This is a genomic window from Nonomuraea sp. NPDC050451, from assembly GCF_044458585.1.
This window is the reverse complement of sequence record NZ_JBITHZ010000002.1, coordinates 879,669-891,909: the sequence shown is the minus strand read 5'-3', so window position 1 is coordinate 891,909 and position 12,241 is coordinate 879,669. Positions and strand designations below refer to the sequence as shown.

The window sequence follows — 12,241 nt, the reverse complement described above, 5'->3', positions numbered from 1 at the left end:
CAAAGAGCACGTGCGGGCCCTGTCAACGGATCGGCCTGCAAGGAGGCCCATGACCGTCACACAGGCCGCACCCCTCGTACGGACTGCCGATCGGGAGCAAGGGGACCGCCGCTGGTCCATTCTTGTGCTGCTCTGCCTGAGCCTGCTGCTGATCACCGTCGACGCGACCGTCCTGCACATCGCGGTGCCAGCGCTCACGGCCGCGCTGGAGCCGTCCGCGGTGCAACTGCTGTGGATCATCGACATCTATTCGCTGGTGGTCGCGCCGCTGCTGATCATGTTCGGCACGCTCGGCGACCGGTACGGGCGCAAACGGCTGGTGCTGTGCGGCTACGTACTGTTCGGCCTGGCCTCGGCCGGGGCCGCATTCGCCCCGACGCCGCTCACCCTGATCCTGGCCAGGGCGCTGCTCGGCATCGGCGGAGCGATGATCATGCCGGCGACGCTGTCCCTGATCCGCCAGATCTTCACCGACAGGCGCGAGCGCGCCATCGCCCTGGGCGTCTGGAGCGCGGTGGCGGCGGCTGGCGCGGCCGTCGGCCCGCTCATCGGCGGCGTGCTCGTCGGCATCTGGTGGGGCGCCGTCTTCCTGATCAACGTACCGATCCTGCTGGCGCTGATCCCCGCCGCCGTCCGCCTGCTGCCGAACTCACCGGGGCGCAAGGACAGGGGATGGGACGGCGTGAGCGCGGGGCTGTCGGTGCTCGGCATCCTGGCGCTGGCGTTCGGGCTGAAGGAGGCGGGCTCGGGCAGCCTGATGCCGCTGTGGGCGTCGGTGCTGGTGTTCCTGGCCGGGCTGGGGCTGCTCTGCGTGTTCGTACGCCGCCAGTCGCGCCTGCGCCACCCGCTGCTCGAGGTCGGGCTGTTCCGGCGGCGCGAGTTCGCGACCGGGGTGGCCGGCGTGCTGCTCGGCGTGTTCGCGCTGGTGGGCCTGCAGCTCATGCTCGCCCAATACCTGCAGCTCGTGCTCGGCGACAGCCCCCTGCGCGCGGCGGTCAGGATGTTGCCGCTGGTGATCTCGGCCATCTCCGGCGGGCTCGCCGCCGCCCACATCCTGCCGCGGATCGGCATGCGGACCACGATGAGCGGCGGGCTCGGGCTCGTCGCGCTCTCCCTGACCCCCACGCTCTCTTGGGGCGTCGAGGGGCATCCCGTGATGCTGGCGTTCTGCTTCGTGGGCATCGGGTTCGGGGTCCAGGTCGCGCTGCTGGCCGCCTCCGACACGATCATGTCCGCGGCGTCGGAGTCCCAGGCGGGCGGGGCCGCGGCCATCGAGGAGACCGCGTACGAACTGGGCGCCGGCCTCGGCGTGGCCGTGCTCGGCACGATCACCGCCGTCGTGTACGCCCCCGGCCTGCACTCCGTGCCCGGCGTGTCCGCCAGCGGCATGGACAAGGCCAGGCAGTCGCTCGCGGGCGCGGCGCACGTCGCGCACGAGGTGGGCGGCAGCGCCGGCGGCGCCCTGCTCGACGCCGCCCGATGGGCCTTCGTGAACGCCCTGCACACGACCGTGGTCGTGAGCGTCGTCCTGCTCAGCCTGACCGCCGTCGTGGTGGCCATGCTGCTCAGCCGTGATTGAGGTGTGCCATGTCCCGATTAGGGCAGACAACTACCGTGAAACAGGCCCTCCGTGATCTTGCTGCTTTAGTCGCCCGCGTCGGCGTGGGCGGCATCTTCTTCGCGAACGGCTGGACCAAGCTGGAAGACGGGCTGAAGGCCACCGGGGCGAAGTTTCTCGCACAGGGTGCCCCCGCACCCGGCGCCTGGGCCACGGTGACCATGCTCACCGAGCTCATCGGCGGCGCGCTGCTGATCGCGGGCCTGGCCGTCTCGGTCACGGGCCTGATCCTCTTCGCCGAGGCGCTGGGGGTCTTCGTGGTGGCCCCGCCGCTCAACCCCATCAGCCTGAACGAGCTCATCCTCCTCGGCGCCGCCTCCCTCCTGCTCGCCGTCGTGGGCGCGGGGCGGGTGTCGGTGGACCACATGGTGGTGATCAGGCGGAGGGAGTCGGAGGCGGCGAACGAGTTCGCGGCCGACACTGAGGCGGACCGCGTCATCGCCTCGCTCCGGGGACCCGACAAATCACCGGCGCCCGAGCCGGAGTCGAAGGACGAGCCCGCCGACACCAGTGCCACGGAGGACACGGCGCCGCATCCCCGGCCGCGCGCCAAGAGCGGGGAGGCGAGCCGCACGGAGGACCCCGTACCGGCACCGGGCGACACGCTGGTGGCCGGCCGCAAGAAACCTGCGGCCCGCACCCGCCGCCCACCCTCCGACTGACCCACCCTCCGACTGACGCACCCTCCGACTGACCCACCCGCCGATTGCGGCCGTCCCGCCGCGCCCGCCCGAGGCGGGTCGAGGCGGAGGCGGTGCATCACTCCCGCCCGGAGGCACGGCGCTCGCCGCCCATCGTCCGCGTGGCCCGCCCATCGTCCGCGTGGCCCGCCCACCGTCCGCGTGGCCCGCCCACCCTCCGCGTGGCCCGCCCACCGTCCTGTGTCATAACCGCCGAGCCCGTCCGTCTGCGCGATCCTGCGGCCGGTGAGCCGGATCGCCTGGTCGCCGACCGCGTTGTGCCGAGCTCCGCCGTTCCCCGCCTCGCCGACCCGGCGCCGGTTGAGGCGGAGGCATCCGCCGCGCCCGCGCTCGCCCCTCACCACGCCCGTGGCCGCGGTCGGAAGGTGCTCGGCCCGTGCGCCCCTCACCCGCCCGTGCGTCTGGAGCGCCCTCGGGCGCGACCGTGGCCGCGTTCGGGGTTCTTGCGTCAGGCGACGGGGTGGGTGGCATATGAGATGGGCTCATGTTTGGGTCTTGTTGACCCCGCGGGCACGGCGGATGCTGGGGGCGAGCCCCCGGTACCCCCAGCCCCGTGAGGTGCCCCATGACGCGCCGCTCAGCCCACTGGTTGATCGCCCTCGTGCTCCTCCTCACCAGCACCCTGGTGATCCCCCACGCCACGGCCACCGCCAAGACCACCACCACCCCAGCAGCCCAGGTCGGCGGCTTCATCGACGCGCACAGTCACCTCTTCTCCTACGAGGCGTTCGGCGGCCGGCTCATGTGCGGCAAGCCGTTCGACCCCGACGGCATCGCCAAGGCGCTGACCGACTGCGCCGACCACTACCCCAACGGCGAACTGGCCTGGTTCGAGAACTTCACCCGCAGGGGCACCGTCACCGGCACCCACGACCCCGTCGGCTGGCCCACGTTCAGGGACTGGCCGGCGCACGACTCGCTGACCCACCAGCAGGCGTACTACACCTGGGTCGAGCGCGCCTGGCGGGGCGGGCTGCGCATCCTGGTGAACGACCTGGTGGCCAACCGCCAGCTGTGCGCGATCTACCCCCTGAAGAAGAACTCGTGCGACGAGATGACCACCATCAGGCTCCAGGCCCAGCGGGCCAGGGAACTGCAGGATCACATCGACGCCGAGCAGGGCGGGCCGGGCAGGGGCTGGTTCCGGATCGTGGACGATCCGGCCGAGGCCAGGCAGGTTGTCCAGGACGGCAAGCTGGCCGTGGTCCTGGGGATCGAGACCTCCGAGCCGTTCGGCTGCCGCCAGATCCTGGGCATCCCCCAGTGCACCAGGGCGCAGATCGACCGCGGCCTGGACGAGATGTACGCGCTGGGCGTACGCAGCATGTTCGTCTGCCACAAGTACGACAACGCCCTGTGCGGCGTACGGTTCGACTCCGGCACCCAGGGCGCGATCGTCAACCTGGGCAACTTTCTCGGCACCGGCTCCTTCTGGCAGGCCCGCACCTGCACGACCCCCGAGCACGACAACCCGATCGACCCGGGCGGCGTCCTGCCCGACCCGATCGCGGGCCTGCTGCCCCCCGGCGTCTCGCTGCCGGTCTATCCCCCCGCCCCGCACTGCAACACCAGGGGCCTGACCGCGCTGGGCGAGTACATGGTCCAGGGCATGATCCGCCGCGGCATGCTGATCGAGATCGACCACATGGGCGTCAAGGCCGCCGACCGCACGCTCGACCTGCTCGAAGCCGCCCGCTACCCGGGCGTGATCTCCTCCCACAGCTGGGCCGATCCGCTCTACTTCGACCGGATCTACGCCCTCGGCGGCATGATCACGCAGTACGGCCACGACGCGGAGCACTTCGTGGCCGAGTGGGCCCGCACCAGACCGGCCCGGCAGGCGCACCAGGTCGCCGGCTACGGCTACGGGCTCGACGTCAACGGGATGGGCAGGTTGCCGGCCCCGCGGGCAGGCGCCAACGGGGTGACGTACCCGTTCAGGTCGTACGACGGCAGCGTGCTCCTGGACCGGCTGACCACCGGCCAGCGGGTGTGGGACGTCAACACGGACGGGGTCGCCAACTACGGCCTCGTGCCCGACTGGATCGAGGACATGCGGATCATCGCCGGCGACGAGATCGTCCGGGACCTGGCGGCCGGCGCCGAGTCCTACCTCCGCACCTGGGAGGCGGCCACCTCGGCCAGGCCATGACCGCCCCGGCTATTCTGGCGGCAGGGCGGAGCGAGGGGCGTGGATGGCGGCCAGGTCCGGCAGGGCGCGCGCGACGGTGCGTGACGTCGCGGCGGAGACGGGGCTGTCCATCGCCACGGTCTCCCGCGTGCTCAACGGCCAGGCCAACGTCGCCCCGCACACCCGGGAGCTGGTGCTGCGCGCCGTCGGGCGCCTCGGTGACCAGGCGCCGCGGCCGCGCACGGTCCACGACCCGGCGGCCGGCGCCGTCTACGTGCGCTGCCCGTACGTGCTGACCGACTATTTCGGGCTCATCGTCTCCTCGGTGGGGGAGACCATCGAGCTGCACGGCAGGCAGATGATCCTCGGCGCGGGCGAGGCCGCCCAGGACGCCCCGGTGCTCGCCGGTCTGCCCGGCAGGCAGGGCGTGGCCGGCGCGATCCTCATCCTGCCCCCGGAGCCGGGCGAGGAGCTGGTACGCCTGCGCGACAGCGGCTTCCCCTTCGTGGTGGTCGACCCGAGGACGCCGCCCCCCAAGGACATCGCGGCGGTGTCGGCCGCTCACTTCGCGGGCGGGCGCAAGCTGATGGCGCACGTGGTCGGGCTGGGCCATCGCCGGGTCGGGATCATCGGCGGGCCGGTGGAGTGGCTGCCGAGCGAGGCCAGGCTCGCGGGTTACACCGCCTCGCTGGCGGACGCCGGGGTGCTGCCCGAGCCGGAGCTGCTGCGCAGCGTGCCGGAGCCGAGCACCGAGTACGGCTACCTGGCGGCCTGCGAGCTGCTCGACCTGCCCGAGCGGCCGACGGCGCTGGTGGCGTTCAACGACAAGATGGCCGTCGGAGCGCTGTGGGCGGCGGCCGAGCGCGGGCTGAGCGTCCCCGGCGACCTGTCGGTGGCCGGCTTCGACGACATCGACGTCAGCAGGGCCACCTCGCCCGCCCTCACCACGGTGCGCCAGCCCCTGCAGGAGATGGGCCGCATGGCGGTCACGCTGCTGATGCGGCTGCTGAGCCGCCACACGGTGGAGGCGCTGCACGTCTCGCTCGAAACCGAGCTGATCATCCGCAGCTCCACCGGCCCCGCCTGATCGTTTCATTTGTTTCATAGCCCTAAATGGGCCTTGACGCTGCCTATGACGCGTGGTCATCTAAAAGAAAGTTTCTTTATTGTTTCATTTGTTACATGGGCATCGGAAGGGAAGCAACGCCGTGTCCCGAATACTCACGCTCTTCTGCGCGGCCGTCCTGGCAATGGCCGTGCCCGTCCCGGCGTACGCCGCCGGCGAGACGGTGAACGTCTGGCTCACCACCACCTCGGACGCCGGAGGCCGGAACGTCACCCGCGGCCTCGCGCAACAGGCCTCGATCGCCTTCGGCCCCGCCGGCGGCAGCGCCAACCACACGATCAACGTCAACGAGGGCACCACGTACCAGCAGTTCGAGGGCGGCGGCGCGTCGATCACCGACACGACCGCGTACCTGCTGCGCGGCGGCCCCGTCAGCGCGGCCACGCGGGACGCGGTCATGCGCAAGCTGTTCTCGCCCGCGGACGGGATCGGCCTGTCGTTCGTCCGCAACCCGATCGGCGCCTCGGACCTGTCGCGCCCCGGCATGGTCTCGCTCGACGACACCTGCTGCGACCTCAACGACTTCGGCGCCAACGGCTACGACACCGACGTCCGCCTGCTGACCGTCCAGGCCAAGCAGCTCAACCCGGAGCTGCGGGTCAAGGGCGTGCCGTGGAGCGCGCCCGGCTGGATGAAGGACAACGGCCGGATGGACCAGATGGGCTGGCTGAAGTCGCAGTACTACGCCATGTACGCCCAGTACTTCGTCAAGTACGTCCAGAGCTACCAGGCCGCCGGGGTCCCGGTGAACTACATCTCCGTCCAGAACGAGCCCAACTGCTGCCAGGCGTCCAACCCGACCGCCATGAACTACCCTGGCATGAGCTGGAACGCCTCCGGCCTCATCGAGCTGACCAAGAACTTCGTGTACCCGGCCTTCCGCACCGCCGGCATCAACACGAAGGTGCTCGTCCACGACTGGAACTACGGCGACTACGGCCAGATCGGCGGCCCCATCCTGGCCGACGCGGCGCTGCGGAACGACCCGCTGTTCGGCGGCATCGCCTGGCACGGCTACTTCGGCGACCCGGCGGTCGGCTCGCAGGTGCACGACCAGTATCCGTCGGTGCCCCAGTTCAGCACCGAGCACTCCGGCGGCACCTGGGTCACCAACCAGCACAACGAGGACATGGCCGACATCGTCAATTACACCCGCAACTGGAGCCGCAGCCTGGTCAAGTGGAGCCTCGCGCTCAACCAGCAGATGGGCCCGCACAACGGCGGCTGCGGCACCTGCACCGGCCTGATCACGGTCCAGGAGGGTGGCTCGCGCGCCGGCCAGGTGGACTACACGATCGAGTACTACACGACCGGCCACCTCACCAAGTTCGTCAGACCTGGGGCGTACCGGATCGACTCGACCGCCAACTCCACGGTGCAGAACGTCGCCTGGCGCAACCCCGACGGCTCCAAGGCCCTGATCGCCCACAACGGCGGCACCTCGGCCCAGTCGGTCAGGGTCAACTGGGGCAACCAGTCGTTCGTGTACACGCTGCCCGCCCGTACCACCGCGACCTTCACCTGGTCGGGCACGCCGGGCGGCAGCCCGAGCGGCGCCATCACCGGTCTGGCCGGCAAGTGCGTCGACGTGGCCGGCGGCAGCAGCGCGGACGGCGCCGCCGTGCAGCTCTACACCTGCAACGGCACCGCCGCCCAGCAGTGGACCCGCCCGGGCGACGGCACGCTGCGCGCGCTCGGCAAGTGCCTCGACGTGGTCGACCACGGCACCGCCGACGGCAGCAAGCTCCAGCTCTGGTCGTGCTCGGGCGGCGCCAACCAGCAGTGGACCTACACCTCGGGCCGGGACCTGGTGAACCCCGCCGCGAACAAGTGCGCCGACGTCACCGGCAACTCCAGCGCCGACGGCACCCGGCTGCAGATCTGGACCTGCACGGGCGCCGCCAACCAGAAGTGGACGCTGTCGTGATCACATGCCGGCGGTGAGGCGGGCGACCACCCGCATCTTGTTCATCGCGTCCAGCGCGGCCACCTTGTACGACTCGGCCAGCGTCGGATAGTTGAACACGGCGTTGACCAGGTAGTCGATCGTCCCGCCGCACCCCATGACCGTCTGTCCGATGTGCACGAGCTCCGTCGCCCCCGTGCCGAACACGTGGACGCCCAGCAGCCGCCGGTCCTCGGGGGAGACGAGGAGCTTGAGCATGCCGTACGAGTCGCCGATGATCTGGCCCCTGGCCAGCTCCCGGTACCGCGAGATGCCCACCTCGAACGGCACCTTGTCCCGGGTCAGCTCGTCCTCCGACCGGCCGACGAAGCTGATCTCGGGAATGGTGTAGATCCCGATGGGCGGCAGCTCGCGGGCGTCCTCGACCGGCTCCCCGCACGCGTGCTGCGCGGCCACCCGCCCCTGCTCCATGGAGGTGGCCGCCAGCGCGGGGAAGCCGATCACGTCGCCCACGGCGTAGATGTGCGGCACCTCGGTGGCGTAGTTGGAGTCCACCGAGATGCGGCCGCGGGCGTCGGCGGCCAGGCCGGCGGCCTCCAGGCACAGCTCGGCGGTCTTGCCCTGCCGCCCGGCCGAGTACATGACGCAGTCGGCGGGGATCTTCTTGCCGCTCTCCAGCAGGGTCAGCGCCCCGCCGGGGCGGCGCTCGACGGCGGCCACGTTCTCCCCGAAGCGGAACGTCACGGCCAGGTCGCGCAGGTGGTACTTCAGCGCCTCGACGATCTCCAGGTCGCAGAACTCCAGCATGCGCTCGCGCCGCTCGATCACCGTCACCTTGGTGCCGAGCGCGGCGAACATGGAGGCGTACTCGATGCCGATGACCCCGGCCCCCACCACGACCAGGGTCTCGGGGATCCGGTCGAGGTGCAGGATGGCGTCGGAGTCGATGATCGTCTTGTCGTCGAACTCGACGCTGTCGGGACGGGCGGGCGAGGTGCCGGTGGCGATCACGACCTTCTCGGCGGTGATCTTCGTCTCCTCGGACTTGCCCTCCTCATGCGTGATCCCGATCGTGTGCGCGTCCAGGAACCGGCCGGTGCCCTGCAGCACCGTCACGTGGTTGCGGGCGAGCTGGCTGCGGATCACCTGGATCTCGCGGCCGATCACGTGCTGGGTGCGCATCCCGAGGTCGGTGACCGTGATCTCGTCCTTGACGCGGTAGCTGGCGCCGTACAGCTCCCGCTGGTTGAGCCCTGTGAGATAGAGGACGGCCTCCCGCAGGGTCTTGGAGGGGATCGTTCCCGTGTTGATGCACACGCCGCCGATCATGTGTCGTTTCTCGACCACAGCGACACGCTTGCCGAGCTTCGCCGCCGCGATCGCGGCCTTCTGTCCACCTGGCCCGGAACCCAGGACCACAACATCAAAGTCCGCCACACCGTCCAGTCTGCTGGTGGCGTGTTAACGGGAAAAGACCCGTCTGCGAGACTCCGAAGTATGTTGCGCCCTTTCACCGAGGTTGACGTCTTCACCACCACCCCGTACCACGGGAACGCGCTCGCGGTCGTGCTCGACGGCCAGGGGCTGACGACGGAGCAGATGCAGCGGTTCGCCACGTGGACGAACCTGGCCGAGACCACCTTCGTGCTGCCGCCGACCACTCCCGAGGCCGACTACCGGGTGCGGATCTTCACCGCGTCCAAGGAACTGCCCTTCGCCGGGCACCCGACGCTCGGCACCTGCCACGCCTGGCTGGAGGCCGGGGGAGTGCCGCGCCAGGAGGGCGAGATCGTCCAGGAGTGCGGGGCCGGGCTCGTACGGGTCCGCAGGAGCGGCGACGGGCTGGCCTTCCACGCGCCGCCCCTCGTGCGGTCGGGCCCCGTGGAGGAGCCGCTGGCCGGGAAGATCGCCGAATCCCTCGGGATCGAGCGCGCCGACATCGTGGACATGGAGTGGGCAGACAACGGCCCCGGCTGGATCGCGGTGCTCCTCGCGGACGCCGAGTCCGTGCTCGCGCTGCGCCCCGGCCTCGTGCCCAACTACCTGGGCGTGGCGGGCCCCTACCCCGAAGGGGCGCCGTGCGACTTCGAGGTGCGGGCGTTCACGCATGCGCACGGCTCCACCATCGAGGACCCGGTGACGGGCAGCCTCAACGCCTCCATGGCCCAGTGGCTGCTGCGCTCGGGCCGGGCCAAGGCTCCGTACGTGGCGAGCCAGGGCACGGTGCTCGGCTTCTCCGGCCGGGTGCACATCTCCACCGACGCCGAGGGGGACGTGTGGGTGGGCGGCTCCGTACTGACCTGCGTCACCGGGCAGGTCGAACTGTGAACCGCACCTCGTCGCCCGGCCGCAGCTGGGCGGCGACCGGCAGGTCCGCCTCGCGTACGACGCCGATCACCGGGTAGCCGCCCGTCGGCGGGTGGTCGGCGAGGAAGACGATCGGCTGCCCGCTCGGCGGCACCTGGATCGCCCCGGTGACCATCCCCTCGCTCGGCAGCTCGCCCTCCTTGGCCCTGGCCAGCTCGGCGCCGCTCAGCCGTACGCCGACGCGGTTGCTGTCCTGGCTCACGGAGTACGGCCGCGCGCAGAGCTCGGCCAGCGCGTCCGGCACGAACCAGTCGTCGCGCGGCCCCGGCGTCACCCGCAGCACGGCGGGCCGGGGCCCGGGCGGCGGCGCCAGGTCGACGGAGATCACGCCTTCGGGCCGCCCGACGGGCAGCAGCGTGCCCGCCCGCAGCGGCTCCGGGCCGAGCCCGGACAGCGAGTCGGTGGAGCGGCTGCCGAGCACCGGCTCCACCGCGATCCCGCCGCGCACGGCCACATAGGTGCGCAGCCCCCACTCCGGCATGCCCAGCCGCAGCTCCCTGCCCTTCGCGACCCAGAACGGCGCCCCCATCCCCGCCGCGCTGTCCACGGGCGCGCCCGCCAGCGCCACCCACGCCCCGTCGTGGAACAGCAGCCGCGCCATGCCGAACGTCAGCTCGATCCCCGCCAGCCCCTCCGGGTTGCCCACGAGCCTGTTGGCCAGTCGCAGGCTCGGCGCGTCGGCCGCCCCCGAGCGCGGCACCCCCAGGTGGGCGAGACCCGGCCGCCCCAGATCCTGCACGGTCGCGTACGGCCCGGCTGCCATCACCTCGATCGTGCTCATGGCCTTCCTCCGGAAGGCGGGTTCGGTCGCCCTTGACGCCGCCGTCTTCCCCCGTCGCTCTGGTCGCTGCGCTCCCGTCGCTCCTCCTCCAGACGGCGGCGCTCCCTCACCGGCTCGAACCGCACGCGCATGCCCGGCCTGAACAGCGAGGGCGGGTCGGCCGTCACGTCCCACACCCGCACGGAGGTGCGCCCGATCAGCCGCCACCCGCCCGGCGAGGCGCTCGGATAGACCGCCGAGTACGGCCCCGCCACCGCCACCGACCCGGCCGGCACCGACGTGCGCGGCGTGTCGAGCCTGGGGGTCTCCAGCACCGGATCCAGCCCCGTGAGATAGGCGAACCCCGGGGCGAACCCCAGCCAGCCCACCACCAGCTCCCGCCCCGCGTGCCGGGAGACCACCTCGTCCACCGAGATCCCGGCCAGTGCCGCCACGGAATCGAGATCGGCCCCGTCATAGACGACGGGAATCGTCACGACCTCCCCCTTGGCCGTCCGCGCACCGGTCCTGTCGCGCTCGCGGCCGACGACGTCCGCCAGCAGCGCCCGCAGCCGCGCCTGATCCGCCTCAGGAGCCACCACGAGCACCGTCTCGGGCCCGGGCACGATCTCCACCACCCCGGCCGGCAGATCGGCCCGCAGCGCCGCGTCCAGCCGGTGCGACAGCTCCAGCGAGCCGGTCTCCACGAGCAGCCCGTGCTCGCCGGCCGCCCGGATCACGCGAACGCCTGCAGGACCACCCCGGCCGCCAGCAACGCGTCCCGCACCCCCTGCGCCAGCCGCACGGCGTCAGGCGTGTCTCCGTGAACGCAGATGGAACGGGCGGAAACAGGCACGAAACTGCCGTCGACGGCGGTCACGGAGCCTTCCACGGCCATCTGGCGGGCGCGGGCGGCCACCGCGGCGGGGTCGTGGATGACCGCGCCCGGCTCCCGGCGCGACACCAGCGCCCCCTCGGGGGTGTACGCGCGATCGGCGAACGCCTCGCTCACGGTCGGCACGCCCGCGGCGGCCGCCACGGCGTGCACCACCGAGCCGGGCAGCGTGAGCACCGGCAGCGAGGGGTCGTAGTCGGCCACCGCGTCGATCACCGCCGCCGCCTGCACCTCGTCGCGGCAGATCCGGTTGTAGAGCGCGCCGTGCGGCTTGACGTAGGACACGCGGCCGCCCATGGCCCTGGCGATGCCGTCGACGGCCGCGAGCTGGTACAGCACCTCGGCGCACAGCTCCTCCGGCTCGGCGTCCATCTCCCTGCGCCCGAAGTGCGCCAGGTCGCGATAGGACACCTGCGCGCCGATCGTCACCCCGCGGTCGACGGCCGCCGCGCACGTGCGTCTGATCGTCACCGGGTCGCCCGCGTGGAACCCGCACGCCACATTGGCGCTCGTGACGATGTCGAGCAGCGCGAGGTCGTCGCCGAGCCGCCAGACGCCGAACCCTTCACCCAGGTCGGCGTTGAGGTCGATCACCATGGCAGTAGAGGCTATCTCGGCGCCTATCTCGGTGCGACGAACAACGTCTGGATCGCCTGGCTCCCAGATAAGGTTTCTGCGTTCGGAACGGGCAGGGCTTGTCCGTTGCCTACCTCAGCTGAGGGAAGCGAGAAGCTGCT

General features: G+C 71.5%; 10 protein-coding genes. 6 read left to right on the top strand and 4 right to left on the bottom strand.

Features of this window, described 5'->3' with window-relative positions; translation table 11 throughout:
* Positions 1 to 49: 49 nt before the first annotated feature.
* From ACIBI9_RS10130 to ACIBI9_RS10110, 5 genes are all read left to right on the top strand, one after another.
* Positions 50 to 1,579: an MFS transporter gene (locus ACIBI9_RS10130; RefSeq protein ID WP_397221604.1), complete on the top strand. Its 1,530-nt coding sequence runs from the start codon at positions 50 to 52 to the stop codon at positions 1,577 to 1,579.
* Between the two features lie 35 nt (positions 1,580 to 1,614).
* On the top strand, positions 1,615 to 2,280 hold the full coding sequence (locus tag ACIBI9_RS10125; RefSeq protein ID WP_397221603.1) for a DoxX family protein: 666 nt from the start codon (positions 1,615 to 1,617) through the stop codon (positions 2,278 to 2,280).
* Positions 2,281 to 2,884: 604 nt separating this feature from the next.
* A complete protein-coding gene (locus tag ACIBI9_RS10120) occupies positions 2,885 to 4,471 on the top strand; it encodes a Coagulation factor 5/8 type domain-containing protein (protein WP_397221602.1) in 1,587 nt (528 codons plus the stop codon).
* Between the two features lie 43 nt (positions 4,472 to 4,514).
* Positions 4,515 to 5,537 carry a LacI family DNA-binding transcriptional regulator gene (locus tag ACIBI9_RS10115; protein ID WP_397221601.1) on the top strand — a complete coding sequence of 341 codons (1,023 nt, stop codon included), beginning with the start codon at positions 4,515 to 4,517 and terminating at the stop codon, positions 5,535 to 5,537.
* Between the two features lie 121 nt (positions 5,538 to 5,658).
* Positions 5,659 to 7,503 carry a ricin-type beta-trefoil lectin domain protein gene (locus ACIBI9_RS10110; protein ID WP_397221599.1) on the top strand — a complete coding sequence of 615 codons (1,845 nt, stop codon included), beginning with the start codon at positions 5,659 to 5,661 and terminating at the stop codon, positions 7,501 to 7,503.
* On the opposite strand, the gene sthA is transcribed toward ACIBI9_RS10110, so the two are convergent.
* Positions 7,504 to 8,919: a Si-specific NAD(P)(+) transhydrogenase gene (gene sthA, locus ACIBI9_RS10105; RefSeq protein ID WP_397221598.1), complete on the bottom strand. Its 1,416-nt coding sequence runs from the start codon at positions 8,917 to 8,919 to the stop codon at positions 7,504 to 7,506.
* A gap of 60 nt (positions 8,920 to 8,979) precedes the next feature.
* On the opposite strand from sthA, the gene ACIBI9_RS10100 reads away from it, so the two are divergent.
* Positions 8,980 to 9,810, top strand: a complete 831-nt coding sequence (locus tag ACIBI9_RS10100) for a PhzF family phenazine biosynthesis protein (protein ID WP_397221597.1) — start codon at positions 8,980 to 8,982, stop codon at positions 9,808 to 9,810.
* Here ACIBI9_RS10100 and ACIBI9_RS10095 read toward each other — a convergent pair.
* The 3 genes from ACIBI9_RS10095 to ACIBI9_RS10085 are packed head-to-tail and all read right to left on the bottom strand — an operon-like array spanning position 9,788 to position 12,101.
* On the bottom strand, positions 9,788 to 10,630 hold the full coding sequence (locus ACIBI9_RS10095; RefSeq protein ID WP_397221596.1) for a biotin-dependent carboxyltransferase family protein: 843 nt from the start codon (positions 10,628 to 10,630) through the stop codon (positions 9,788 to 9,790). The two genes, ACIBI9_RS10100 and ACIBI9_RS10095, sit on opposite strands and share 23 nt — an antisense overlap.
* Complete coding sequence (locus tag ACIBI9_RS10090) at positions 10,627 to 11,349, bottom strand: allophanate hydrolase subunit 1 (protein WP_397221595.1); 723 nt, start codon at positions 11,347 to 11,349, stop codon at positions 10,627 to 10,629. Before ACIBI9_RS10090 ends, ACIBI9_RS10095 begins: the two co-directional genes overlap by 4 nt.
* A complete protein-coding gene (locus ACIBI9_RS10085) occupies positions 11,346 to 12,101 on the bottom strand; it encodes a LamB/YcsF family protein (RefSeq protein ID WP_397221594.1) in 756 nt (251 codons plus the stop codon). Before ACIBI9_RS10085 ends, ACIBI9_RS10090 begins: the two co-directional genes overlap by 4 nt.
* Positions 12,102 to 12,241: the final 140 nt, after the last annotated feature.

Bases quoted from the DNA above. Each gene is read 5' to 3' on its own strand.
- ACIBI9_RS10100 (WP_397221597.1), top strand. From the start codon at position 8,980: ATGTTGCGCCCTTTCACCGAGGTTGACGTCTTCACCACCACCCCGTAC.
- ACIBI9_RS10120 (WP_397221602.1), top strand. From the start codon at position 2,885: ATGACGCGCCGCTCAGCCCACTGGTTGATCGCCCTCGTGCTCCTCCTC.
- ACIBI9_RS10085 (WP_397221594.1), bottom strand. From the start codon at position 12,101: ATGGTGATCGACCTCAACGCCGACCTGGGTGAAGGGTTCGGCGTCTGG.
- ACIBI9_RS10115 (WP_397221601.1), top strand. From the start codon at position 4,515: ATGGCGGCCAGGTCCGGCAGGGCGCGCGCGACGGTGCGTGACGTCGCG.
- ACIBI9_RS10095 (WP_397221596.1), bottom strand. From the start codon at position 10,630: ATGAGCACGATCGAGGTGATGGCAGCCGGGCCGTACGCGACCGTGCAG.
- ACIBI9_RS10130 (WP_397221604.1), top strand. From the start codon at position 50: ATGACCGTCACACAGGCCGCACCCCTCGTACGGACTGCCGATCGGGAG.